Annotated in this window: 21 protein-coding genes and 3 tRNA genes; 11 read left to right on the top strand and 13 right to left on the bottom strand. The window is 61.3% G+C overall.

What is annotated here, in order from left to right; all coding sequences use genetic code 11:
- Nucleotides 1-18: 18 nt before the first annotated feature.
- From AB4O16_RS03080 to AB4O16_RS03135, 12 genes are all read right to left on the bottom strand, one after another.
- Nucleotides 19-1215 carry an ABC transporter permease gene (locus AB4O16_RS03080; RefSeq protein WP_460156957.1) on the bottom strand — a complete coding sequence of 399 codons (1197 nt, stop codon included), beginning with the start codon at nucleotides 1213-1215 and terminating at the stop codon, nucleotides 19-21.
- Entirely contained in the window at nucleotides 1215-2426 is a 1212-nt protein-coding gene (locus AB4O16_RS03085) for an ABC transporter permease (protein WP_460156958.1), read from the bottom strand. Before AB4O16_RS03085 ends, AB4O16_RS03080 begins: the two co-directional genes overlap by 1 nt.
- On the bottom strand, nucleotides 2426-3112 hold the full coding sequence (locus AB4O16_RS03090) for an ABC transporter ATP-binding protein (protein WP_460156959.1): 687 nt from the start codon (nucleotides 3110-3112) through the stop codon (nucleotides 2426-2428). Before AB4O16_RS03090 ends, AB4O16_RS03085 begins: the two co-directional genes overlap by 1 nt.
- Entirely contained in the window at nucleotides 3109-4260 is a 1152-nt protein-coding gene (locus AB4O16_RS03095; RefSeq protein WP_160387944.1) for an efflux RND transporter periplasmic adaptor subunit, read from the bottom strand. The genes AB4O16_RS03090 and AB4O16_RS03095 overlap by 4 nt, the downstream gene beginning before the upstream one ends.
- 249 nt (nucleotides 4261-4509) lie before the next feature.
- Entirely contained in the window at nucleotides 4510-4938 is a 429-nt protein-coding gene (locus AB4O16_RS03100; RefSeq protein WP_460156960.1) for a DUF2511 domain-containing protein, read from the bottom strand.
- Nucleotides 4939-5261: 323 nt separating this feature from the next.
- Nucleotides 5262-5348, bottom strand: a tRNA-Leu gene (locus tag AB4O16_RS03105).
- A gap of 195 nt (nucleotides 5349-5543) precedes the next feature.
- Nucleotides 5544-5617: transfer RNA gene (locus tag AB4O16_RS03110), tRNA-Cys, on the bottom strand.
- A 46-nt stretch (nucleotides 5618-5663) separates the two neighbouring features.
- A tRNA-Gly gene (locus AB4O16_RS03115) sits at nucleotides 5664-5739 on the bottom strand.
- 63 nt (nucleotides 5740-5802) lie between these two features.
- Nucleotides 5803-6363: a CDP-diacylglycerol--glycerol-3-phosphate 3-phosphatidyltransferase gene (gene pgsA, locus AB4O16_RS03120; protein ID WP_007992985.1), complete on the bottom strand. Its 561-nt coding sequence runs from the start codon at nucleotides 6361-6363 to the stop codon at nucleotides 5803-5805.
- Between the two features lie 32 nt (nucleotides 6364-6395).
- A complete protein-coding gene (gene uvrC / locus AB4O16_RS03125) occupies nucleotides 6396-8219 on the bottom strand; it encodes an excinuclease ABC subunit UvrC (protein WP_160387935.1) in 1824 nt (607 codons plus the stop codon).
- 2 nt (nucleotides 8220-8221) lie between these two features.
- Nucleotides 8222-8863 (bottom strand): response regulator transcription factor GacA, encoded by a 642-nt coding sequence (gacA, locus tag AB4O16_RS03130; protein WP_008015884.1) that lies wholly within the window; start codon nucleotides 8861-8863, stop codon nucleotides 8222-8224.
- Nucleotides 8864-8990: 127 nt separating this feature from the next.
- Nucleotides 8991-9437, bottom strand: coding sequence for a GNAT family N-acetyltransferase (locus tag AB4O16_RS03135; RefSeq protein ID WP_160387934.1), 447 nt, complete (start codon nucleotides 9435-9437; stop codon nucleotides 8991-8993).
- Between the two features lie 661 nt (nucleotides 9438-10098).
- On the opposite strand from AB4O16_RS03135, the gene AB4O16_RS03140 reads away from it, so the two are divergent.
- Nucleotides 10099-11166: a 3-deoxy-7-phosphoheptulonate synthase gene (locus AB4O16_RS03140; RefSeq protein ID WP_460156961.1), complete on the top strand. Its 1068-nt coding sequence runs from the start codon at nucleotides 10099-10101 to the stop codon at nucleotides 11164-11166.
- Nucleotides 11167-11223: 57 nt separating this feature from the next.
- On the opposite strand, the gene AB4O16_RS03145 is transcribed toward AB4O16_RS03140, so the two are convergent.
- Nucleotides 11224-12288 carry a hypothetical protein gene (locus tag AB4O16_RS03145; RefSeq protein WP_460156962.1) on the bottom strand — a complete coding sequence of 355 codons (1065 nt, stop codon included), beginning with the start codon at nucleotides 12286-12288 and terminating at the stop codon, nucleotides 11224-11226.
- A gap of 338 nt (nucleotides 12289-12626) precedes the next feature.
- On the opposite strand from AB4O16_RS03145, the gene AB4O16_RS03150 reads away from it, so the two are divergent.
- The 10 genes from AB4O16_RS03150 to AB4O16_RS03195 all read left to right on the top strand — a co-directional run bounded on the left by AB4O16_RS03150 (nucleotide 12627) and on the right by AB4O16_RS03195 (nucleotide 25613).
- Complete coding sequence (locus AB4O16_RS03150) at nucleotides 12627-13508, top strand: esterase/lipase family protein (RefSeq protein WP_460156963.1); 882 nt, start codon at nucleotides 12627-12629, stop codon at nucleotides 13506-13508.
- Nucleotides 13509-13615: 107 nt separating this feature from the next.
- A complete protein-coding gene (locus AB4O16_RS03155) occupies nucleotides 13616-13897 on the top strand; it encodes a peptidylprolyl isomerase (RefSeq protein WP_160387930.1) in 282 nt (93 codons plus the stop codon).
- Nucleotides 13898-14031: 134 nt separating this feature from the next.
- Complete coding sequence (locus AB4O16_RS03160) at nucleotides 14032-15900, top strand: extracellular solute-binding protein (RefSeq protein WP_160387929.1); 1869 nt, start codon at nucleotides 14032-14034, stop codon at nucleotides 15898-15900.
- Nucleotides 15900-16961, top strand: a complete 1062-nt coding sequence (locus tag AB4O16_RS03165; RefSeq protein ID WP_460156964.1) for a microcin C ABC transporter permease YejB — start codon at nucleotides 15900-15902, stop codon at nucleotides 16959-16961. The genes AB4O16_RS03160 and AB4O16_RS03165 overlap by 1 nt, the downstream gene beginning before the upstream one ends.
- Nucleotides 16961-17983, top strand: a complete 1023-nt coding sequence (locus AB4O16_RS03170) for an ABC transporter permease (protein WP_160387927.1) — start codon at nucleotides 16961-16963, stop codon at nucleotides 17981-17983. Before AB4O16_RS03165 ends, AB4O16_RS03170 begins: the two co-directional genes overlap by 1 nt.
- Before the next feature lie 14 nt (nucleotides 17984-17997).
- Complete coding sequence (locus AB4O16_RS03175; protein ID WP_460156965.1) at nucleotides 17998-19575, top strand: ABC transporter ATP-binding protein; 1578 nt, start codon at nucleotides 17998-18000, stop codon at nucleotides 19573-19575.
- Between the two features lie 120 nt (nucleotides 19576-19695).
- Nucleotides 19696-21111 (top strand): sigma-54 interaction domain-containing protein, encoded by a 1416-nt coding sequence (locus tag AB4O16_RS03180; protein ID WP_160386200.1) that lies wholly within the window; start codon nucleotides 19696-19698, stop codon nucleotides 21109-21111.
- Between the two features lie 274 nt (nucleotides 21112-21385).
- Nucleotides 21386-22777: a GntP family permease gene (locus tag AB4O16_RS03185; protein WP_160386201.1), complete on the top strand. Its 1392-nt coding sequence runs from the start codon at nucleotides 21386-21388 to the stop codon at nucleotides 22775-22777.
- Nucleotides 22778-22784: 7 nt separating this feature from the next.
- Nucleotides 22785-23558: a 3-hydroxybutyrate dehydrogenase gene (locus AB4O16_RS03190; RefSeq protein ID WP_095941906.1), complete on the top strand. Its 774-nt coding sequence runs from the start codon at nucleotides 22785-22787 to the stop codon at nucleotides 23556-23558.
- A gap of 99 nt (nucleotides 23559-23657) precedes the next feature.
- Entirely contained in the window at nucleotides 23658-25613 is a 1956-nt protein-coding gene (locus AB4O16_RS03195) for an acetoacetate--CoA ligase (RefSeq protein WP_460156966.1), read from the top strand.
- The last annotated feature ends 37 nt before the right edge of the window (nucleotides 25614-25650 follow it).

Raw genomic sequence — 25650 nt, forward strand, 5'->3', positions numbered from 1 at the left:
CAGGGTAGCGACTGGCCGCTATTCACTGTGCAGAGCCGCCACCGGATGCAGACGGGACGCCCGCAGTGCCGGAGCCAGGCCGGCGAGAATGCCGAGCACCGCCGCCAGCAGCAGCGCCAGCAGCAAAAACAGCGGCTGCAGCGCCAGGGGCAGGCTCGGCATGGCCAGGTGCAGTAGCCCGAGCAGGAGGCCCATCAACAGCAGACCCAGCAGGCCACCGGCCAGGGACAGCAGCGTCGCTTCGGCGAGAAACAGCCCGAGCACCTGCCGCGGACTGGCACCGATCGCCCGCAACAGGCCGATTTCCGCGGTGCGCTCGCCCACAGTGGTGGTCATGATGGTAAGAATGCCGACGGCGCCGACCAACAGGGAAATGCCCCCCAAGGCACCGATGGCCAGGCTCAGGGTGCCGAGAACGCGGTTGAAGCTGCGCAGCATGTCGTCCTGAGTGGTCAGGCTGAAGTCCTCCACGCCGTGCCGTTCGCCGAGCACCTGGCGAATCTGCCGACTCAACGTCCGCGAAGTGGTGCCGGCGCCGAACACAACATGGACTTTGACCACTCCGGTGCGGTTGAACAGGCTTTCGGCCCAATCCACCGGGATGTAGGCAATATCGTCGAGGTTGAAGCCGAGCAACTGGCCCTTCTGCGCCATCACGCCGATCACCCGGAAACGCACGCCGCCGACGCGGATCAGCTCGCCCAGCGGATTGCGTGCACCGAACAGTTCGACACGCAACTGATGGCCGAGCACCACATAGGGCGGCGAACGACCGTCACGGGCCGCGGGCAGGAACTCGCCCAGGCTCAGTTGCATGCGCCAGGCCTGCGCCATCTGATGGCCGCCACCGACAATGTCGCTGCGCCGGCTCAGTTGACCGAACTGGATATCCCCGCTGCCCTGAATGATCGGCACCGCCGCCTCGACATGCGGCAAGCGCCGCAGGGCGTCGGTATCACTGATGGTCAGTGGCCGTACGCTGCCGAGCAGACCGCCGAGGCCGCTGGTCTGGGTCTGGCCCGGGCGCACGGTGATGATCCGCGTACCGAACTGCGAGAAGTTCTCCAGCACATAGCCGCGCACACCTTCGCCGATGGCCGTGAGCAGCGCCACGGCGGCTATCCCGATCGCTATCCCGAGCAGGGTCAGCAGGCTGCGCAAGGGTCGACAGGTCAGCGCCGAGCTGGTCAGCCGCAAACCATCTTGCCAGCGCATCAGTGCGCTCCCGGCGGGCTTAGCGCCGCCACCGGCTCCAGCGCCGAGGCCCGAGTGGCCGGCAACCAGGCGAACAGCAGCGCCGTGCCAAGTGCCAGCAGCACCGCGCTAACCCGCGCCCACCAGGGTGCATAGAGCGGCAGATCGAACGCCTGGCGCCCCAGCCAGAGCAAGGTTTCGGCCAGCAGCAGCCCCGCCAGCGCCCCCGTCAGGGCGAGCAGCGCCGCCTCGCCGAGGAACAGCAGGCGCAGCTGCGCCGCCGTCACACCGATGGCTTTGAGCAGGCCGATTTCGGCGCTGCGCTGGCTCACCGCAATCCAGGTCACGTTCATGATCAGGATACCGGCCACCAGCAAGCTGATCGCGGCAATCCCGGCCACCGCCAGGGTCAGCACCGCGAGTATCTCGTCGAAGGCGCTGAGCAGGCTGTCCTGGCTGACCAGAGTGATGTCTTCCTCACCCTCGTGGCGCTCCTTGAGCGTGGCGAGTATCAGCCGCTTGCTACGGTCGAGAAAGCCCGGCCCCCGCACCTCGACAAACACCCGTAACAGCCCCTCGCGATTGAACAAGGCCTGGGCACTGGCCACCGGGATGATCAACATCTCGGAGAAATCCATCCCCAGGGATTCGCCCCGCTCACCGAGGACGCCGACCACCCGGAAGCGCCGGTCGCCGGCGCGCAGCCATTCACCCAGGGCCGGGCGCGCACCGAACAGTTCGCGCCGGAGTTTGCCGCCGATCACGCAGACGGCCTCGGCCTGCTCAGGGTCCAGCGCCGGCAGGGGCTGGCCCTGGACGACCGTCAGTTGGCGAATGGCGAAGAAGTCCCGCGTGGTGCCCAGGGTCAACACCTCACGATTGCGGTTGCCGACTATCACCTCCATCTGCCCGGCTTGCATCGGCGCGACGCGACGGATGCCCGGCAACCGGGTGATGGCCTGGACGTCCTGCAAGGTCAACTCGTGCGGTGTCAGGCCGGTGAGCGGCGGTATACGCCCCGTGGTTTCCTTGCGGCCCGGGAAAACGATGAGGATGTCGCGCCCGAGCAGCGAGAATTCGTTCAGGACGAAGGCCCGCGCCCCCGCACCGAGGCCGGTGAGCAGATTGACCGCAACCACCCCGATAGCGATGGCCAGCAGCAGCATCAGGCTGCGCGACCGATGCCCGCGCAAGGCGCCGATCCAGAAGCCCAGGGCATCGGCAGCGCGCATCAGACCAGCGCCCGCTGTGGCGCAGCACTGTGGATCCGCCCGTCACGCATGTGTAACTGGCGCTGCGCGCGGGCGCCCAGGCTGGCGTCGTGGGTCACCACTATCAGGGTCAGGCCCTCGCCGTTGAGCTCCTCCAGCAGGCTGAAGACCTCCGCGCCGGCCTGGCTATCGAGATTGCCGGTGGGCTCGTCGGCCAACAACAGCGCCGGTTGCATGACCATCGCCCGGGCGATGGCGACGCGCTGGCGCTGGCCACCGGACAGCTCGGCCGGGCGGTGGGCAATGCGCTCGCCCAGCCCCAGGCGCGCCACCAATTGGCTGCTGCGCTTGCGTCGTTGCGCCGCGCCGATGCCGGCGAGGACCATCGGCAGCTCGATATTTTCCAGCACCGTCAGTCGTGCGATCAGGTGGTAGGACTGGAACACGAAACCTATCAGTTGGCTGCGCATTTGCGCACGCCGCGCCTCGCTCAGCGTCGCCGTGGCCTCGCCCTGCAGCCAGTATTCACCGGCGCTCGGCGCATCGAGCAGACCGAGGATGTTCAACAGGGTCGACTTGCCCGAGCCCGACGGGCCCATCACCGCCATGTAGTCACCGGCGGCGATGTCCAGATCCAGACTGTCCAGCCCCATCACCTGCTGCTCGCCCAACTGGAAGCTGCGGCTGCCGCCGCGCAGGCGGATCATCGCTCAGTCTCCGCGGCATCCACCGGGATCACCGACACGGTGTCCTTGAGCCCTTTCTGATCGAGGCTGGCGACAATACGCGCGTCCTCGTCCAGCCCGGCGAGCACCTCGGTCCAGCGCCAGTTGCTCAAGCCGGTTTGCACCGCCACCTCGCGCAACACCCGGGCGCTCGGGTCATAGCGCAGCACACGCTGCCCCTCCAACAGGGTTTCGGTGGGGATGCGCAAGGCACGTGCGCGCTGTTCCAGGAGGATCTCGACATCGGCGCTATAGCCGGTCAGCAGGGCCAGATCGGCCGGCGGCTGGTCGAAGCGCACCTCGACATCGACGGTGCGCGCCTGCTTCTCCAGCTCACGCACATAGGGCGCGATGCGGCTGACGCGGCCGGCGAAATGCTGGCCACGGAAGGCATCCAGGCTGATCCGCACGGCGGTGCCGGGGCGAACCCGGGCAGCGTCCACCTCATCGATCGGCGCCTCGACATACAGGCAGCTGTCATCGATCAGGTCGACCGCCGGCGGCGTGGGAATACCCGGCGGCGAAGGGGTGACGAACTCGCCGAGTTCGCCGTTGATTTCTGCGACTATGCCGGCGAATGGCGCACGCAGGGTCGTCTGCTCCAGCAGTGAACGCTGCAACTGCAGGCTGGCGTCGGCCTCGCGGATCAGCACGGCACTGGCACTGCACATCAGCTTCGCCAGGTGAGCCTTGGTCTCGGCCTGATCGAGGCGATCAGCGGCCACCAACTTGCGGTCGGCCAGTTGGCCCAGGCGATCGAGGTCGCGGCGGTCCAGATGAGCCTGCTGGCAGCGCTGTTCGCGGACACTGCGTTGGGCCTCCAGCCGCGCCTCGGCCTCCTGCAGCCGAGCCTGTTGTTCGTCCTGGCGCAGGCGCATGAGCACCTGACCCGCCTCGACCCGCTGGCCCTCGCCGATCAGCAACTCGGCAACCTGGCCGCCAACATTGAAGGACAGATGCGAACGTCGACAGGACTTCAGCGTACCCGCGCGGGTGTTGGCCACCAGTGTCTCCACCGGCCCTCGCTCAACCTCCAGCAGCCTGACCGGCAACGGCTGTGGGCGACTCAACCAACCGCCCAGTACCACCAGACAGGCCAGCATCGACGAGCCAATCAATAATTTGCGCATGGCCTGTACCTCCTCCCCACTTGGCTTGAGCCTAGGTCAGGAAGGTAAAAGCTCAACGCGAAACGTCATTTATCCGACGCTTTTCAGACGAGCGTCATGGATGCGTCAGATATCTGGCGTAATGAGATTTATTTCTCTCGCAAAGCCCCTTGGAGCAACGAAAGTTTCGGAGTGTCGAGATGGATGTAGAGACTGACAATGTGCACTAAACGGGAGCCGCCATTGCAGCGGCCCCTTTGCTTTACCCGGCTATTTCGCGCAGAGCGCAAGCCCTCGCTCGATAAGTGGTGTCATCGCCACTTTCGATCCTTTGTTTTCGGGATCATTACGCCAAATTCTATTGACGTCGGTCCAGCCGGACTGCTTCGCATGGCTGCCAGCAGAATCGTTCATTGCATAGGTCACGCCCTGGAACTCGAGCAGGACCGATGACGGACTCACGCAGGAAAGTGTTCCTTCGGAAATGGTCAGAGGCCATTTCTCGCCGTACTCAGACCGGGTAACGGAGATGCCTGGAAACAAGACATGAAACGTAAACCAGTAAATGACTCCGGCGGTGGCTGCGAGTCCTACCAGCTTTGAAGTTCTTGAAGTTTTCTTTTTTGTCCCGCACTCGGGGCACGCATTCGCCGACGGTGAAATTTGATGCATGCACTCTTTGGAGGCTGCCAAAGCCATTTGTGTTTCCCTCTCATCCTGAGTTCTGCCAAAACGACAGACATGGTTTTCCTTCCCAAGGTGCCTTCCGGACCATTGGGTTTGAAGCATTTATTGGTTGTGTCGCGACACCAGCTCAGTAAACGCACTGAGCAAATGGTGAATATGGAGTTTATCGCTTTCAGGGAGAGAGCGATACATATCAGGGGCCTGGTGCTTTTGCGTAGATATGTCGCCCAAGGGAATCAAAGCCGACTTCCGAATGCGCGATTTGCGGGCGAATTGCGGCAATAAAAAAAACTAAGGGCCTGCATGAGGTATCTCACGCAAGCCCTTGATATTCATGGTGCCCGAAGCCGGAATCGAACCGGCACGCCCTTACGAGCGGGGGATTTTAAGTCCCATGCGTCTACCAGTTTCGCCATTCGGGCGGTAGCGCGGTGAAGCGTCAGATTTTTGCCAAACCAGGGTCTGGCCGTTCTTACGCTTGTGCAGCAGAGCTGGGAATATATACATCCCGCCCCGGTGAAGCAAGTTTGCAAATAGCCTTTTCAAGTCTAAATCTTGCAGGCTACTGCAAATAAAAAAGCTCCGTAAATCATAGATCTACGGAGCTTGTTTATTAGTGGAGGCCGAGGTCGGAATCGAACCGGCGTAGGCGGATTTGCAATCCGCTGCATAACCATTTTGCTACTCGGCCTCAAAACATTTGATATCAGTAGCGCGACATCAAATGCGTACAAACTTGGAGCGGGAAACGAGACTCGAACTCGCGACCCCGACCTTGGCAAGGTCGTGCTCTACCAACTGAGCTATTCCCGCGTCTTGGTGTGGCGCATTCTATAGAATTCAGAAGCGCCGTCAACCCCTTGATTCAAAAAAGTTTTATTTCTTTTCAACGTCAGTCTTCAGATGTGGCCAGGCGGCCCGCAAGTACTGGACCATCGACCACAAAGTCAGGCCAGCCGAGACCATCAGCAAGGTATAACCGAGCAAGACCCAGAAGCTGAAGTCCTTGGGATTGGCCAGCAGGATCACCAGCGCCAGCATTTGCGCGGCGGTTTTCCATTTGCCCAGGTTCGATACGGCGACGTGGGCACGTGCGCCCAGTTCGGCCATCCATTCGCGCAGTGCCGAGACGACAATCTCGCGACCAATGATCACGGCAGCCGGCAGCGTGAGCCACAGGTTTCCGTGTTCCTGGACCAACAGCACCAGTGCAACCGCGACCATCAGCTTGTCGGCAACCGGATCGAGAAAGGCCCCGAACGGCGTGCTTTGCTCCAGACGGCGGGCCAGATACCCGTCCAGCCAGTCGGTGGCGGCAGCGAATGCGAAGACCGAGGCGGATGCCAGGTAGCTCCACTGGTAAGGCAGGTAGAACAGCAAAATGAAGATCGGAATGAGCAGAACGCGTAGAACGGTAATCAGATTAGGGATATTCATCGGCACAACTGGCTACGAGGTGAGGGGGCATTCTACTCGCTGTGCAGATTTGCATAAATCAACTCTGCGAGCTTTTTACTGATCCCGGGGGCTTTGGCAATTTCTTCGATGCTTGCACGAGACAGCTCCTGCAATCCACCAAAATGTTTCAACAAATCCCGCCGACGTGTTGGGCCGACGCCGGCGACGCCTTCCAGTGTAGACGTCCGGCGGGTTTTTCCACGTCGGGCGCGGTGCCCGGTAATGGCAAACCGGTGGGCTTCGTCGCGAATCTGCTGGATCAGGTGCAGGGCGGGAGAATCGCCGCGCAAGGTGAACTCATGTGCTGCGTCGTTCAGGTACAGGGTTTCGAAACCGGCCTTGCGCGTCGCACCTTTGGCCACGCCGAGCAGGATCAGGTCAGGCACGGCGAGTTCATCAAGTACGTCGCGGGCCATGGACAGCTGACCTTTACCGCCATCCACCAGCAGGATATCCGGCAACTTGCCCTCCCCGTCCTTCAGTTTACTGAAGCGTCGGGTCAGTGCCTGGTGCATTGCCGCGTAATCATCGCCGGCCGTAACGCCCTCGATGTTGTACCGGCGGTAATCGGATTTGATCGGGCCTTCGGGGCCGAAGACCACACAGGACGCCACCGTCGCCTCGCCACTGGAATGACTGATGTCGTAGCACTCAAGTCGCTGCGGCGGCTCATCCAGCTTGAGCACCTCGGCCAGCGCATCGAAGCGTGCCGTGATGTGCTGACGGTTTGCCAGCCGCGCACTCAGCGCCTGCTCGGCATTGGTCACGGCCAATTGCTGCCAGCGCGCTCGCGTGCCCCGTACGCGATGACTGATGGTCAGTTCACGACCGCGCAGCTCGTCGATGGCGGCGATCAAGGTCGGAAAGTCATCGTGAACCACATTGACGATCAGTTCGCTGGGCAAGTCGCGTTCGGGACTGCTGATGAAGTACTGGCCGAGAAACGCGGCCATGACTTCGGAAACGTCTTCTTCAATACCGACTTGCGGGAAGAAGTTCTTGCTGCCCAATACCCGCCCGCCCCGTACGCTGATCAAGTGCACACAGGCGCCGCCCGGGTTTACGAACGCGGCGATCACGTCGACGTCCCCGGTCCCGCCTTCCATGCTTTGTTGATCCTGAACCCGGCGCAACAGGGCAATCTGGTCGCGCAACTCGGCTGCCCGCTCGAACTCCAGATTGATCGCCGCCTCTTCCATCCCGGCGGATAACTCGTCTGTCAGCGCATTGCTGCGCCCCTCGAGAAACATCACCGAGTGGCGCACGTCTTCGGCATATACCTGGGGGTCCACCAGCCCGACGCAGGGCGCCTTGCAACGCTTGATCTGGTATTGCAGGCAAGGACGGGTGCGGTTCTTGTAGTAGCTGTCTTCGCATTGCCGGACGAAAAACGTCTTTTGCAGCAGGCTCAGGCTTTCGCGAATCGCACCGGCGCTCGGGTAAGGTCCGAAGTATTTGCCCTTGGCCTTTTTCGCCCCGCGATGAATGCTCAGGCGTGGAAACTCTCCGTCGGAGAGAAAGACGTAGGGGTAGGATTTATCGTCGCGCAGCAGGATGTTGTAGGGCGGACGCCATTCCTTGATCAGCGTCTGCTCAAGCAGCAAGGCTTCGGTTTCGTTGGCGGTGATCGTGGTTTCGACCTGGGCGATTCGCGCTACCAGTGCCGCGGTCTTGGGGGCCAGCCCGCTCTTGCGAAAGTAACTCGACAGGCGATTCTTGAGGTTTTTCGCCTTGCCGACGTAAAGCAGCCGCGCTTCGCTGTCGAACATGCGGTAAACGCCGGGGCGCCCGCTAACGGTCGACAGAAAGGCGCTCGGATCAAAGGTTTCGGTCATTTTCAGAGGCTGGCGTCGACCATGCCATGACGAACCGCCAACAGCGTCAACTCGACATCACTGCTGATCGAAAGCTTTTCGAAGATGCGGTAACGGTAGGTGTTCACGGTTTTCGGGGACAGGCACAATTTGTCGGAAATGATCTGCACTTTCTGGCAACCGACGATCATCAGGGCGATCTGGATTTCCCGCTCCGACAACGCATCGAAAGGCGAATCGTTGGTGGGCTGGAAGGACTTGATCGCCAGCTGCTGGGCAATTTGCGGACTGATGTAGCGTTGCCCGGCGAACACCAGTCGGATGGCCTGGACCATTTCCGGCAAACCTGCCCCCTTGGTCAGGTAACCCGCCGCACCGGCTTGCAACAGGCGCGTAGGGAACGGGTCCTCTTCGCACACGGTCACCGCGACAACCTTGATATCCGGATGACTGCGCAACAGTTTGCGTGTGGCCTCGAGACCGCCGATGCCCGGCATCTTGACGTCCATCAACACCACATCGGGTTTCAGCTCACGCGCCTTGAGCAGGGATTCTTCGCCCGACTCGGCCTGGCCGACTACTTGCAGGCCATCGATGTCAGCCAGCATTCGTGTAATGCCTGTACGAACGAGATCATGGTCATCGACTACTAGCACCCTAATCAAGCAGACACCTCGCGATATGGTCTTATTGGGTTGCCAGACACCTTAGCAAAAAGCATCTGGCAGACCTAGCGGAAAGCGTCAGATTAAAAGTTTCAATTCATCTTGAAAGGCTTGTCGCAAGCGTGTTTCAGCTGTACTGGCCCGGGATATCCAGCTGCATCCTCAGGAAACATTCGTCCTTGCCCACTACCCTCAATCCCTTGCGCAGGTACAACGCTTGCGCCGGATTGTTTTCGAAAACCGTCAGGCGCAATGCCGGCCGACGCTCCTTGCGTGCAAGAGCCAGTACCTGATCAATCGCCCAGGACCCGGCGCCCTGCCCGCGAAACGCGTCGACGACATGCAATTCGCGGATATACAGGGCCCTGGCATCACGACTCAGGCTGACATAACCCGACACATCGTCGCTGCCTGTGATCAATCGGTTGTCCCGCCCCGCCCAGGCCACATCAAACGCTTCGTCCTGCCACAACAGGTCATGCTCAATGTAGTAGCGCAGCATGTTTGCGCGGGTCAGTTCGCGGGCGAACGCCAGGTCACCAGACGATGCCGGACGCCATTGGTATTCAATCATTGCAACTCCACGGCGAGGGTCAGTGTCGTCATGCTGCGTCCTTGTGACGATGGGTGTTTTATCGACGCGCAAAGTGTGTCACAACCTGCGGGGCACTCAAGCGATAGAAGACGCCGTCGCCGGCCGATAGCATTTTCTGATTGAATCTGCGTATCGGCCTCTAGTAAGCTCGGGCCATCCATCGGAGACAGACCATGTTGAACGCCCACTTACAGCTTCGTACCGCCAGCGCCCTGCGCTCGGTTGCGGCTGCCCGGGTGAATGACGGTTGTGCTCCGGTCAGCTTTTATTTTGGGTATTGGTTTAGCCACTGGCGCGCCTGATACCCACACGGCGCCCACTTTAAACGGGTCGCCACCAGAGAATTCTCAACCCCCGGTCGGCCTCCCGACCGGGGGTTTTGTTTTTTCAGCCCCGACACTTTTAGCGACACACCAGACATCCAGAGGATTCAAAACATGAACTACGCCACTTATTACCGTTACGACAGTTTTACCGCCTGGCGATTTACCACCCTCCGCTCGGGACAGCCTGCCGCCTCCGATCGGTCACCCACAGGTGGCAAGCACACACACGCAGCCAATCCGGCCAATTGTCGAACACCCCAGTAGGGCCGCGACCGCGGGCATGATCCCGCCGCCAGCCCCAGGAAACCTTGAACATGAACTCGTCCGTCTCTGCACTGCCGCTGTCCACCTTGAGCCCTGCCAATGAAGCGCTGAACCTGCGCCTGCCCAGCTCATTGCAACTCAAACAGCAATTGCCCCTCGGCAACACCCTGACCCGGCAAATCGCCGCCCACCGCCAGGCGGTTCGCGCGATCCTCAACGGTGAAGATTCCCGTCTGCTGGTCATCGTCGGCCCCTGCTCGATACACGATCCGAAATCCGCCCTCGAATACGCCGGCAACCTCGCCCGCCTCGCCGCCGAAGTCAGCGACGAAATGCTGCTGGTGATGCGCGCCTACGTCGAAAAGCCCCGCACCACGGTTGGCTGGAAAGGCCTGGCCTACGATCCACACCTGGATGGCAGCGATGACATGGCCGGTGGCCTGACGCTGTCGCGCGAGCTGATGCGCGAAATGCTCCGGCTTGGCTTGCCTGTGGCCACCGAACTGCTGCAACCGATGGCGGCGGGCTACTTCGACGATCTGTTGAGCTGGGTGGCCATCGGCGCCCGGACGACGGAGTCGCAGATCCATCGAGAAATGGCCAGCGGCCTGGGCATGCCTGTAGGGTTCAAGAACGGGACTGACGGCGGCGTGGGCGTTGCCAGCGACGCCATGCGTTCCGCCGCCCACCCCCATCGCCATTTCGGTGTCGATAGCCAGGGACATCCGGCGATCATTCAAACGCCGGGCAATGCCGACACTCACCTGGTATTGCGCGGCGGCCATCGCGGACCGAACTACGACAGCGCCAGCGTCGCCCAGGTGAACAGTGACCTGACCAGGCTGCGGATTCCCGCGCGAATCATGGTCGATTGCAGTCATGCCAACAGCGGCAAAGACCCGTTGCGCCAGCCAGCCGTGTTCAACGATGTACTTGAGCAGCGTCTGCGTGGTGATCGTTCGCTGATCGGCATGATGATCGAGAGCCACCTGTTCGAGGGCTGTCAGGCGCTGGGTTCGTCGCTGCAATACGGCGTGTCGGTGACTGACGGTTGCCTTGGCTGGACCGGCACGGAACAACTGTTGCTTGAAGCGGCAGACCGGCTGCGAGCGCAGTAATCGCCATCAACCACCCGCCCTCCGGCCTTCATGCGAAGACTGGAGGGCAAATGGCAATCAATGCCCCATCAAGGATTGCACCTGAACCAGTGTCACCGCCGATTGCTGACAGGTGTCATCAAGGCGCTCGACTGAATAGGAAACACGGATCGCAGAATCTCGATGCTCCCTCCAGAACCGGTAGGGCACGATGAACACCAAGGGCTCGCCCGCCGTGTCTCTGGTGATTTCGCGGTCCTCGCAGTGATTGAATTTCTCTGCGTCGCACCTCAGGTAAACCAGCTCGCCATTTTCAGCCCTGGGGTTTTCGATGACGACGGTCACGCCATCCTGCGCATCATGCAGGTCCACCCAACCCTCATCGGCCTCCAGCACAGTGGGGGCTGGCAGTGGTCCCCGCTCCAGCCTGCCAATCATCAGTGTCGTGACTTCAGAATAACGATGACCCTGTCCTGCTTGCTGGACGCAATAATCAACGGAAACCGATGAGCCCAGATTAGGCACAATGCACTCCGGGCTGACCCAGAACGACAGTTCGTCCCCGACAGCAAAGGGCTCGACCTTGAGTGCATCGCTGAAACTGCCTTCGAACGAAACGCCGGCCCAGGTCAGCAATACCCAGTCACCCGCCGCCATGCGCGCATAGGGTTTGATTGTAACGATCGCCCCTTCTTTCACCCGATCCGGATCAAGCGTTCTACCCAACGTATCGTTCACCGTCGCGGGCAGCAGGTCTGCCTGCACATCGCCCACACTCAGCTGCAAGCGATGGGAATGTACGGGACCGGTAAATCGGGCGGCAAAGAGCGAGTAACCGAGTTCGAGCGAACCACCGTCGAGCGCCTCGATATGGGCGCAATCCACAGCAAAGATCAGGTCCTCGCCGACCCGGTCGTCACTGACAAAACGCGCCAGCTGATGATTGCAGGCGAGGCCATCGGCATCCAGTCCCGCCCACTCCAACAGCAATTTGTCGCCGCAGGTCATGCCTGGATAAGGCCGGACCCGGATGACGGCTTTTCTGTCGGAGGGGTTCAGGACGCCGTTTGCCGCCTGCTCAAGTATGGGAGGTGGCAAGGGTTGCTGTGCGAGATTCAAGGTGTCGGGTTCATAAACAGTCATTCATTCGCTCCATTCCCTGGAATAAACACCGAACGGGTGGCCGGCTTTTGATAACGACTATTTAACCTCAGGCCATACAGCCGGGATGTCGGCCTCGCTCTCCGGCTCCTTGGGAAAATCGATACATGCAAAGTAGGTCTTTGTTCAGCGGCAAGCCGATTGCCGTGAAAAATCGCCAATCTATTCCGACAAAAGCCTCAGTCCATCTTGAGCATTCACACTCGTTCTATTCCGCTTTCTGCGGGTTGCGGCGGACTTTTCATACATCGCGCCAACCTCGAGTGTTTTAGAGTGAAACGCCACGCAGTCCCGACGAACTTTTGTGAAAAGGTGTGAATATGCAAAGGAATGCAAGCACTCGTTATCCAATACTGCTGGTCCATGGCCTTTTCGGCTTCGAAAGAATCGGCAAGTTCGAGCTGTTTCACGACATCAGACAAGCGCTGAGGAACGCCGGAGCAAGGGTGTTCGTCCCTTACCTGTCGGCTCCCCATGACAACGAGGTACGCGGTGATCAATTGCTCTCGCAGATCGCGCGGGTTCTGCAAAGAACCGATGCAGGCAAGGTCAACCTCATAGGTCATAGCCAGGGTGCACTGGCCGCGCGCTATGCCGCAGCGATTGCGCCACACAGCGTAGCGTCGGTCACCTCCGTCAGCGGGCCGAACCACGGCTCGGAACTCGCCGATTTCTTGCGCAAGGCCTTGACCCCAGGCTGCCTGCCGGAACAGGTGGCCGACACCGTGGTGACCCTCTTCGCCGACTTCCTCGCGGCATTGAGCAACAATCAGTACCAACCGCGAACCGCCATCGCAGCCCTCAATGCGTTGACTACCGAGGGCGTAGGCGCGTTCAACGATAAATACCCGCAAGGATTGCCCGCCACCTGGGGTGGCAAGGGGCGCGGACGGGTCAATGGTGTTCATTACTACTCGTGGAGCGGCGTATTGCAGTCGAACGTTCTCAAGGAGGGGATGAATGCGCTCGATCCACTCAACACCTTCTGTCGGGCGCTTTCTGCCTATTTCGTCACCGAAGCCGAGCAGAATGACGGTCTGGTCGGGCGTTTCAGCTCCCATCTGGGCACGGTTATCCGCTCCGACTATGCGCTGGATCACCTGGACACCATTGGCCAGCCGACCGGGCAATTGCGCACGGGTGTCGACCCGATCGAGCTGTATGTCCTGCATGCCGAGCGTTTGAGAGACGCCGGCCTTTGAGGTGCCACATGCCGTGGATCCCTCGTGGAACGGAACTTTGAGGAGAAATAGCTCACTGAATCCGGTAGGCTCAGCACTTTATCGAGTATTGAAAGGAGTATTTTTCCATGGCTAAAGCCACTGCCCGTCACATCCTTGTTGCCTCGCAAGACAAGTGCAACGAACTCAAGGCCCAAATCGAGGCTGGCGCCGATTTCGCCGAAGTTGCCAAGGCCAACTCCACCTGCCCTTCCAGCCGCCAGGGCGGTGACCTGGGTTCGTTCGGCCCGGGCCAGATGGTCAAGGAATTCGACACCGTGGTCTTCAGCGCACCGCTCAACGTGGTCCAGGGCCCGGTCAAGACCCAGTTCGGTTACCACCTGCTGGAAGTGACCAGCCGTCAGGACTGATCGACGCTTGAGCTATTCACGCAACGGCCCGCCTTTTGGCGGGCCGTTGTGTTTGCGATGCGCATACGGCTGGCGAGGGACGCGCCGCTAGCGTACAAATTGTCGTTAACGACCACCCGGCTCTAAGGCTGACAATGCGACTGGCTTTCCCTACCTTGTTGTTCACGGTCGTGGCCCTGCTGTCGGGCACCGTGGATGTGAACGCGGCACCGCAACCGGCAATGACCGTGTACGGCGAACCGGCCAAATACCCCGCCGGCTTCAGTCATTTCGCCTACACCAACCCGCAGGCCCCCAAGGGCGGCACGATGCGGCGCTCGGCGATCGAAATCGGGCAGTTCGACCATGTCTTGCCTTATATCGACAAAGGCATCGGCGTCTCGCAGATCGATGGCTTGCTCTATTCACCGCTGGCCCAGCGCTCGCTGGACGAGCCCTACACCGTGTATGGCCTGGTGGCAGAGAAAATGGAGCGTTCCGAGGATGGCCTGTCCCTGCGCTTTTACCTCAATCCCAAGGCGCGCTTTGCCGATGGCAAACCGATCAGCGCCGCAGACGTGCGCTACACCTTCGACCTGCTGATGACCCAGGGCAGCCTGCGCTACCGCACGCAGTTCGCCGACGTCAAAAACGTCGAGGTGGAATCGCCGCTGACTATCCGCTTCGATTTCAGGAACAACGAAAACCGCACCCTGCCACTGGATATCGCGACCTTGCCGGTGTTTCCCGAACACTGGTGGAAAACCCGCGATTTCGCCGGTGGCGGCGGCTATGAAGCCCCGCTGGGCAGCGGCCCCTATAAAGTCGGCAAGATCGATTCCGGGCGCAGCATCACGTTCGAGCGCAATCCCGACTGGTGGGGCAAGGACCTGCCGGTCAGCCGCGGCCTGTACAACTTCGATCATTTCAGCATCGAGTACTTCGGCGATACCGACGTGGCGCGCCAGGTCCTGCGCGGTGGCGCCTATGACTACAATCGCGAATTTTCCGCCACCGGCTTTTCCATCGGCTACGACAGCCCGGCCCTGAGCGACGGTCGCCTGCAAAAAGCCCACCTCGCCACCGAGGCGCCGCAGCCGGCCCAGGGTTTTGTGTTCAATCTGCAAAAGCCCATGTTCCAGGACCGTCGCGTACGCCAGGCGCTGGTGATGCTGTGGGACTTCGAGTGGAGCAACCGGCAGATGATGCGTGACATGTACATCCGTCAGCAGAGCTTTTTCTCCAATACCGATCTCGCGGCCCGGCAACTGCCGGATGCCGGTGAGCTGGCGATTCTCGAACCGCTGCGCGGGCAGATTCCCGATGAAGTCTTCACCAAAGTATTCCAGGCGCCGAAGACCGACGGCAGCGGCGTGATTCGCGACAAACAGTTGCAGGCCCTGGACTTGCTCGAACAGGCCGGCTGGAAACCCGACGGCGACCAACTGGTCAATGCCGACGGCGAGCCGTTGAGCTTTACGTTCCTGGTCAGCCAGAACGGCATGGACCGCCTTTTGCTGCCCTATAAACGCACGCTGAAACAGATCGGCATCGACCTCAACATCCGCCGCATCGACTCCTCCCAGTACGTCAACCGCCTGATGAGCCGCGACTACGACATGATCGTCACCGGCTACCCGGTCACCACGTCCCCGGGTAACGAACTGCTCAATTACTTCGGTTCGGCGGCAGCCACCGACCCTGGTTCCAACAACTATATGGTGTTGCAAAACCCGGCGGTGGATACCCTGATCACCGGGCTGATCCGCGCCAATACCCAGGCTGGCATGCTGCATTACGCTCACGCGCTGGACCGGGTGCTGCAATGGAACTACTACTGGATTCCCAACTATTACCCGCCTGGCACCTCGACGGTGTGGTGGAACCGCTTCGGCATCCCGAACGTGCAGGCGAGCAATGACGAAGCCATCGAGAGCTGGTGGGAGATGAGCACCACGCCATTGACCAACCAACAGATGACGGCCGAGCGTATCAGCCGTGGCAAACCCGGAGGGCCGCACTGATGTGGGCTTACATACTGCGGCGCCTGCTGCTGATCATTCCGACGCTGGTGATCATTCTTCTGGTCAATTTCGTCATCGTCCAGGCCGCGCCGGGCGGGCCGGTCGAACAGGCCATCGCGCACCTGCAAGGGATTGGCGGCGCAGCGGTTGGCGGCGGCTCCGGCGAAACCATGAGCGGCAAGTCCCGGGCCAGTCGCGGGCTCGATCCGCAACTGATCAAGGACATCGAAAAACAGTACGGCTTTGATAAACCGGCACACGAACGCCTCTGGTTGATGCTCACCAGCTACGCTCGCCTGGACTTCGGCAAGAGCTTTTTCCGCGGTGCCACCGTCACCGACCTGATCCTCGAGAAAATGCCCGTGACCATTTCCCTTGGGCTCTGGGCGACGCTGATCACCTATCTGGTGTCGATTCCGCTGGGCATCCGCAAGGCCGTGCACCATGGCAGCCAGTTCGACATCTGGAGCAGTACCGCGATCATCATCGGCTATGCCATGCCGGCGTTCCTGTTTGCGATGTTCCTGATCGTGGTCTTTGCCGGCGGCACTTCGCTGAACTGGTTCCCGGTTCGCGGACTGGTCTCGGACAACTTCGACTCGCTGTCGACCATTGGCAAGGTGGCCGATTACTTCTGGCATCTGGTGTTGCCGGTCACCGCGCTGGTGATCGGCGGTTTCGCCACGCTGACCATCCTGACCAAGAACTCCTTCCTCAATGAAATCACCCGCCAGTACGTGGTCACTGCCCGGGCCAAAGGCTTGAGTGAACGGCGGGTGCTATATGGGCACGTATTCCGCAACGCCATGCTGCTGGTGGTGTCGGGTATTCCCCAGGCCTTCATAAGCGTGTTTTTTGCCGGCTCGCTGTTGATCGAGGTGATCTTCTCCCTCGACGGCCTGGGCCGCATGAGCTACGAAGCGGCGGTATCGCGGGACTATCCGGTGGTGTTCGGCTCGCTGTTCATCTTCACCCTGTTCGGCCTTCTGATAAAACTGGTCGGAGACCTCTGCTACACCCTGGTCGACCCGCGTATCGACTTCGCCGCGAGGAACGCCTGATGTTCAAGCTTTCACCGCTGGCGCGCCGGCGCTTCGAGCGCTTCAAGAAAAACCGTCGCGGCTGGTGGTCGCTCTGGCTGTTTATCGGCCTGTTCCTGATGACCCTGGGCGGCGAACTGATCGCCAACGACAAACCGCTGCTGGTCAGCTATCAAGGCCAGTGGTACTTCCCGGTCTTCAAGCGTCACACCGAACAGGAGTTCGGCGGGCAACTGCCGTTCCAGGCCGACTACCGCAGCGACTACGTGCAAAAGCTGATCAAGAAGGACGGTGGCTGGCTGCTGTTTCCACCGATTCCGTTCAGTGACGACACGCCCAACTATGACCTCAACAAACCCGCCCCCAGCCCGCCCACCAGCGTCAATTGGCTGGGCACCGACGACCAGTCACGGGACGTTCTGGCGCGGGTGATCTTCGGGGCCCGGGTGTCGATCCTGTTTGCCCTGATGCTGACGTTTGTCAGCGCACTGATCGGCATCGCGGCCGGGGCCCTGCAAGGCTATTACGGCGGCTGGGTGGATCTGCTCGGCCAGCGCCTGCTGGAGGTCTGGTCCGGGTTGCCGGTGCTGTACCTGCTGATCATCCTGTCGGGTTTCGTCGAACCGAATTTCTGGTGGCTGCTGGGAATCATGGCGCTGTTTTCATGGCTGGCCCTGGTGGACGTCGTGCGTGCCGAGTTCCTGCGCGGGCGCAACCTGGAATACGTCAAGGCCGCGCGCGCGCTGGGCCTGACCGACCGCAAAGTCATCGTGCGGCACATTCTACCCAACGCCATGAACGCAACCTTGAGCTACCTGCCGTTCATTCTCACCGGGGCGATTTCCACCCTGACGGCGCTGGACTTCCTCGGCTTCGGCATGCCGGCGGGCAGTGCCTCGCTGGGCGAGTTGATCGGTCAGGGCAAGCAGAACCTGCAGGCGCCGTGGCTGGGCCTGACGGCGTTTTTCACCCTGGCGCTGATTCTTTCTTTATTGGTGTTCATCGGCGAGGCGTTGCGCGACGCCTTCGATCCGAGATCTTGATGCGGACGGCTGAAATGACCAACCTGATCGAAATCCGTGACCTCAGCGTGGCCTTCACTGGCCAGACCGTGGTGCGCAATCTGTGCCTGGATATCCGCCCGGGCGAATGCCTCGCGTTGGTGGGCGAGTCGGGTTCGGGCAAGTCGGTGACGGCCCACTCGATCCTGCAACTGCTGCCGCAAACCGATACCGTGACAACAGGCAGCATTCGCTATCGCGGCCAGGAACTGGTGGGGGCCGATGCCTGCAAGTTGCGAAAACTGCGCGGCAATCGCATCGCGATGATCTTCCAGGAGCCGATGACCTCCCTCAACCCGCTGCACAGCATCGAAAAGCAGATCGGCGAAACGCTGTTGGTGCATAAGGGCCTGGCGGGCAAGGCGGCACAAGCGCGAATCCTCGAACTGCTGCACCTGGTGGGCATCCAGAAACCCGAGGAACGCCTCAAGGCCTACCCCCATCAACTGTCCGGCGGCCAGCGTCAGCGGGTGATGATCGCCATGGCCCTGGCGTGCGAGCCGGAACTGCTGATCGCCGACGAACCGACCACCGCGCTGGACGTGACGGTGCAGCGCAAGATCCTGCTGCTGCTCAAATCCCTGCAACAGCGCCTGGGCATGTCGCTGCTGCTGATCAGCCATGACCTCAATCTGGTGCGCAGCATCGCCCAGCGCGTGTGCGTGATGAAGGCCGGGGAAATCGTCGAGCAGGCTCCGTGTGAAACCCTGTTCACCGAACCCAGGCACCCTTACAGCTGCGTGCTGCTGCATGCCGAACCCGAGGGCGAAGCCTTGCCCCGGGACGAGCGCGAGAACGTACTGGAGGTGGACAACCTGCAAGTGCGCTTTGCCGTCAGTGGCGGGCTGTTCCAGCGCAAGACCTGGCTGCGCGCTGTCGATGGCATCAGCCTGAGTATTCAGCGCGGCAAGACTTTGGGCATCGTCGGCGAATCCGGTTCCGGCAAGTCCACCCTCGGCCAGGCGATCCTGCGCTTGCTCGACTCCGAAGGCAGCATCCGTTTTCAGGGCCAGGCACTGGACGGCCTGACGCAAAAACAGCTACGGCCGTGGCGCAAGACGATGCAGGTGGTGTTCCAGGACCCGTTCGGCAGCCTCAGCCCGCGGATGTCGGTAGCGCAGATCATCAGCGAAGGCCTGGAAGTGCACAGCCAGTTGAGCGCCGATGAGTGCAACGCCGAGGTGATCCGGGCTCTGAACGAGGTCGGCCTCGACCCCAAGAGTCGCCATCGTTACCCCCACGAATTCTCCGGTGGCCAGCGCCAGCGCATCGCCATTGCCCGGGCGCTGGTGTTGAAACCGGCGCTGATCCTGCTCGACGAACCGACCTCGGCGCTGGACCGCACCGTGCAGAAACAGGTGGTCGCCCTGCTCCGCCAGCTTCAGGAAAAACACGGCCTGACCTATCTTTTCATCAGCCACGACCTGGCGGTGGTGCGCGCCCTGGCCCACGACATGATCGTGATCAAGGACGGCAAAGTGGTGGAACGCGGCGCCAGTCATGAGGTGTTCGACTCACCGCAGCACCCTTACACCAAGGAGCTGTTGGCGGCGGCGTTGTTGGGGCAGGCATAATCTGGCCGTTAGACCGCATCGCGGGCAAGCCCGCTCCCACAGGGGATTGCATTTCCCTGTGGGAGCGGGCTTGCCCGCGATGGGGCCGGAACAGTCAAAAAGAAATCAGGATCAATACAGATGAACACCACCGAAAACCTCAAGGACTACCAGCGCGTTCGCTTGCTGGCGATCCGTTCGTTGTTCGAGATCATCGAGCAATCGAGCGAGGGCACGGTGATTGTCGACCGCGATGCCAACATCGTCTGGATGAATGAGCGCTATGCCCGGCGCTTCGGCCTGCAATCGGCGCAGGATGCGATCGGCAGACCCTGCGAAAGCGTGATCCCCGGCAGCCTGTTGCGTGAAGTGGTGCGCACCGGCCGGCCGATCCTGCTGGATATGCAGGACACCTCCAAAGAGCCGCTGGTGGTCATGCGCCTGCCGATTCACGATGATTCCGGCGTGGTGATCGGCGCCATCGGTTTCGCCCTGTTCGACGAATTGCGCAGCCTGTCGCCGATGCTCAAGCGCTACATGAGCATGCAGGAAGAACTGGCCTCCACCCGCTCGCTGCTGCGCGCGCGGCAAACCAAATACAACTTCGCCCATTTCATCGGCACCAGCGCCGCCAGCCTCGAAGTCAAACGCCGTGCCCGGCGCAGTGCGAGCACCGAATCGCCGGTGCTGCTGCTCGGCGAAACCGGCACCGGAAAGGAGTTGCTGGCCCAGGCCATCCACAATGCCTCACCCCGTGCACACAAGGCGTTTGTCAGCATCAACAGCGCGGCGATTCCCGAATCACTGCTGGAAGCCGAATTCTTCGGCACCGCCCCCGGCGCGTTTACCGGCGCCGACCGCAAGGGCCGCGCCGGCAAATTGCAGATCGCCCAGGGCGGCACGTTGTTCCTCGACGAAATCGGCGACATGCCGCTGCCCCTGCAAAGCAAACTGCTGCGGGTGTTGCAGGAAAAGGAATTCGAGCCGGTGGGCTCCAACGAGGTGATCCAGAGCGATGTGCGGGTGATCGCCGCGACCTCGACCGACCTTGAAGCGGCGATCAAGCGCGGCGAATTTCGCGCCGACCTGTATTACCGGCTCAACGTGCTGCCGATCCAGGTGCCGCCCTTGCGCGACCGCCTCGATGACGTGCCGGCGCTCAGTGAAGCGATTCTCGAGGAACTGCGCAGCCAGCATGAACTGCACCACGAAGCTCTGGAACTGCTGGGGCAACACGCCTGGCCGGGGAACATTCGCGAACTGCGTAATGTGCTGGAGCGGGCCGCGCTGCTCAGTGACGACCTGCGCCTGAGCGCGGCGGACATCCGCGCGGCGATTGGTACGTTCACCCAGGTGGAACGCGTGGTGCCCTTGCCCCTGGAACCCTTTGCCCACGAGACCTTCAGTGCGGCACGGGAGCGTTTTGACCGGCAACTGATCGAGTCCACCCTCGCGCAATGCGGGGGCAAGGTGATTGAAGCAGCGGCGCGGCTGGGGCTTGGACGGTCGACGTTGTACAAGAAGATGGTGGCGCTGGGGATCGTAGAGTCTCTATAACGAGACGCAATTCTCATTTATTGGACGCGCTGTGCGCGAATCGCTGGCAAGCCAGCTCCTACAGGTTTACGCAACCCCCTGTAGGAGCTGGCTGGCCAGCGATGAGGCCAACACTGCCAATAAAAGTCTCAAAAAAGAGACAAAACGATCAAGAAAATTCAAATAATATAAATATACCCTTATATTTCAATAACTTAATCATCTGGCACAAAACTCGCTATACGCATCTCCTACCAAGCTTCACCCAACAAAAATAACAACCAGGAGACACACCATGAGTGTGATCATTGCCTTGGCAGCCCTCGCGCTGCTGATGCTGGCTGCCTACCGTGGCTACAGCGTTATCCTTTTTGCCCCGATTGCCGCGCTCGGCGCCGTTCTGCTCACCGACCCTTCCGCCGTCGCCCCGGCTTTCACCGGCGTGTTCATGGAAAAAATGGTCGGCTTCATCAAGCTGTATTTCCCGGTATTCCTGCTCGGCGCGGTGTTCGGCAAATTGATCGAACTGTCCGGTTTTTCCCGCTCCATCGTCGCCGCGGCGATTGGTCTGCTCGGCACCCGCCAGGCGATGCTGGTGATCGTGCTGGTCTGCGCCCTGCTGACCTACGGCGGCGTGTCGCTGTTCGTGGTGGTGTTCGCGGTCTATCCGTTTGCCGCTGAGATGTTCCGCCAGAGCAACATCCCCAAGCGCCTGATCCCGGCGACCATTGCCCTCGGCGCTTTCTCGTTCACCATGGACGCCCTGCCCGGCACGCCGCAAATCCAGAACATCATCCCCAGCACCTTCTTCAACACCACCGCGTGGGCGGCGCCGTGGCTCGGGGTGATCGGCACGATCTTCGTGTTCTGCGCCGGCATGCTGTTTCTCCAGCGCCAGCGCAACAAGGCACAGCGCGCCGGTGAAGGTTATGGCTCGGACCTGCGCAACGAACCGGAAACCGCCGCCGACCTCAAGCTGCCCAACCCCTGGCTGGCACTGTCGCCACTGCTGGCGGTGGGCATTATGAACCTGCTGTTCACCCACTGGATTCCGCAGGTGTACGGCAAGACCCACAGCCTCGCGCTGCCGGGCATGGCCACGCCGGTGACCACCGAAATCGCCAAGCTCACGGCGATCTGGGCGGTGCAGGCAGCCTTGCTGGTCGGCATCCTCATGGTGCTGGTGTTCGGCTTCCAGGCGATTCGCAGCAAACTCGCCGAAGGCAGCAAAAGCGCGGTCAGCGGTGCGTTGCTGGCGGCGATGAACACCGCCTCGGAATACGGTTTCGGCGCGGTGATCGCGTCCTTGCCGGGCTTCCTGGTGCTGGCCGACTGGCTCAAGAACATCCCCAATCCACTGGTCAACGAAGCGATTACCGTGACCCTGCTGGCCGGCATCACCGGTTCCGCTTCGGGCGGCATGAGCATCGCGCTGGCGGCGATGTCCGAGCAGTTCATCAGCGCCGCCCATGCCGCGAACATTCCCCTGGAAGTGCTGCACCGGGTCGCCGCGATGGCCAGCGGCGGCATGGACACCCTGCCGCACAACGGCGCGGTGATTACCCTGCTGGCGGTGACCGGGCTGACCCATCGCGAGGCTTACAAAGACATTTTCTGTATTACGCTGATCAAGACCCTGGCGGTTTTCGTGGTGATCGGCACTTTCTACGCCACTGGCATTGTGTGAGGTATTCATGACGACTCTTTCGGGCAAGACCGCACTGGTCACCGGCTCCACCAGCGGTATCGGCCTGGGCATCGCCCTCAGCCTGGCCAAGGCGGGAGCCAACCTGATCCTCAATGGCTTTGGCGATGCGTCCAAGGTCATCGCCGAAGTGGAGCAGTTCGGCGGCAAGGTCGGCCATCACCCGGCCGATGTCAGCGATCCGGCGCAGATTGCCGACATGATCGCCTATGCCGAACGCGAGTTCGGCGGCGTCGACATCCTGGTCAACAACGCGGGCATTCAGCACGTGGCGGCGGTCGATGAGTTCCCGGTGGAACGTTGGGATTCGATCATCGCGATCAACCTGTCGTCGGTGTTCCACAGCACCCGCTTGAGCCTGCCAGGCATGCGCGCCAAGGGTTGGGGCCGGGTCATCAACATTGCCTCGGTGCATGGCCTGGTCGGCTCGGTGGGCAAGTCCGCCTATGTCGCCGCCAAACATGGGGTGATCGGCTTGACCAAAGTGGTCGCGCTGGAAACCGCGACCACCCAGGTCACCTGCAACGCGATCTGCCCAGGCTGGGTATTGACGCCGCTGGTGCAGAAGCAGATTGATGATCGTGCCGCCAGTGGCGTTGATCCGCAGCAGGCGCAGCATGATTTGCTCGCTGAAAAACAGCCATCACTGGAGTTCGTGACCCCGCCGCAACTGGGTGAACTGGTGTTGTTCCTGTGCAGTGAAGCCGGCAGCCAGGTGCGGGGTGCGGCGTGGAATGTTGATGGTGGGTGGTTGGCGCAGTGATCGCCTGCCAGACCGCGTTATCTTCATCGCGAGCAAGCTCGCTCCCACAGGTTCTGTGGTGCCCGCGATTGGATCTGAAGAGATAAGAAGAGGCAAACCATGTCCGACATCCTCTGGCAACCCGACGCCAAGCGCATTGGCAAGACGCGCATGGAGGCCTTCCGGCGCTTCGTCAATCAGCGACACCACCTCAAGATCGACGACTACCCTGCCCTGCACCAATGGTCCGTCGAGCAGCGCCCCGACTTCTGGCAGGCCATCGTCGATTTCTTCGACATCCGCTTCCATGAACAACCCGACGCCGTGCTGCTCGAAGGCCCCCGGATGCCCAGCGCCCAGTGGTTCCCCGGCGCTACGCTGAACTTTGCCGAACACCTGCTGCAACGCCGCGATGATGCGATCGCCGTGGTCGCCGTTGGCGAAAACGGTCAGCGTGAACATTTGACCTGGGCCGAACTCGCAGAGCATGTCGCGGGCTTTCAAAACGGTTTGATCGCCGCCGATGTCAGGGTCGGTGACCGGGTCGCCGCGTGCATGCCCAACACCTGGCAAACCCTGGTGGCCATGCTCGCCACCACCAGCCTGGGCGCTGTCTGGTCCTGCTCTTCACCGGACTTCGGCACTCAAGGGGTGGTTGACCGTTTCGGCCAGATCGAACCGAAAGTACTGCTGACCTGCGCCGGCTATCGTTATGCCGGCAAAGAGATCGACCAGACCGCCAAGGTCAACGAGATCCTGCAACGGCTGCCGTCGTTGCAACAGTTGATCGTGGTGCCTTATGCACGACCTCAGGCGCACATCACAGACTTCCACACCCCGGCCAACGTGACACTGTGGGACGATTTCTATGTACCCGGCGGAGAACCGGACTTCGTCCCGGTGCCGTTCGCCCATCCGCTGTACATCCTCTACTCCAGCGGCACCACCGGCGTGCCCAAATGCATCATCCACAGCACCGGCGGGGTCCTCCTGCAACACGTCAAGGAGCACGGCCTGCACTGCGACCTCGGCCCCGGCGAACGCCTGTTCTACTACACCACCTGCGGCTGGATGATGTGGAACTGGCTGGTGTCGGCATTGGCGGTCGGCAGCGCGGTGGTGCTGTACGACGGCTCGCCGTTCCACCCCGACCCGCAACGCTTGATCGACCTGATCGACGACGAAGGCATCAGCGTCTTCGGCACCAGCCCGAAATACCTCGCGACCCTGGAAAGCAGCGGCATCAAGCCGCGTGACAGCCATGACCTGGGCAGCCTCAAGACCTTGCTGTGCACCGGCTCGGCACTGTCGCCGCAGAGTTACGACTTCGTCTATCGCGACTTCAAGGCGGACGTGTGCCTGGCCTCGATGTCCGGCGGCACCGACGTCGTCTCGTGCTTCGTCAACGGCAACCCGATGTCGCAAGTCAGGCGCGGTGAAATCATGGGCAAGAGCCTGGGCATGGCCGTCGAAGTGTGGAACGACGCCGGCCAGCCGGTGATCGGCGAAAAAGGCGAACTGGTCTGCACCCGTCACTTCCCGGCAATCCCCGTTGGCCTGTGGAACGACGCCGATGGCGAAAAGCTGCGCCAATCCTATTTCAGCCTGTTCCCCGGCGTCTGGGCCCAGGGTGATTACGCCGAACAACTGCCCCATGGCGGGATGATGATCCACGGCCGCTCGGATGCCGTACTCAATCCCGGCGGCGTGCGCATCGGCACGGCGGAAATCTATCGCCAGGTGGAAAAAATCCCGCAGGTGCTCGACAGCGTGGCCATCGGTCAGCAATGGCAGGATGACGTGCGAGTGGTGCTGTTCGTGCGGCTGCGCGACGGGCTCGAACTGGACGAAGCGCTGCAACAGCAAATCCGCCAGACGATTCGCGCCAACACCACGCCGCGCCATGTGCCGGCGAAGATTGTCGCAGTCACCGACATTCCCCGGACCATCAGCGGCAAGGTCGTCGAGCTGGCGGTGCGCAACGTGGTGCATGGGCAGCCGGTGAAGAACACCGATGCGCTGGCCAATCCCGAGGCGCTGGAGCAGTTTCGTGACCGGCCTGAACTCCTGGATTGAAATAAGGTTACCTGTAGGAGCGAACTTGCTCGCGATA

The organism is Pseudomonas sp. S2_H10, from assembly GCF_054668285.1.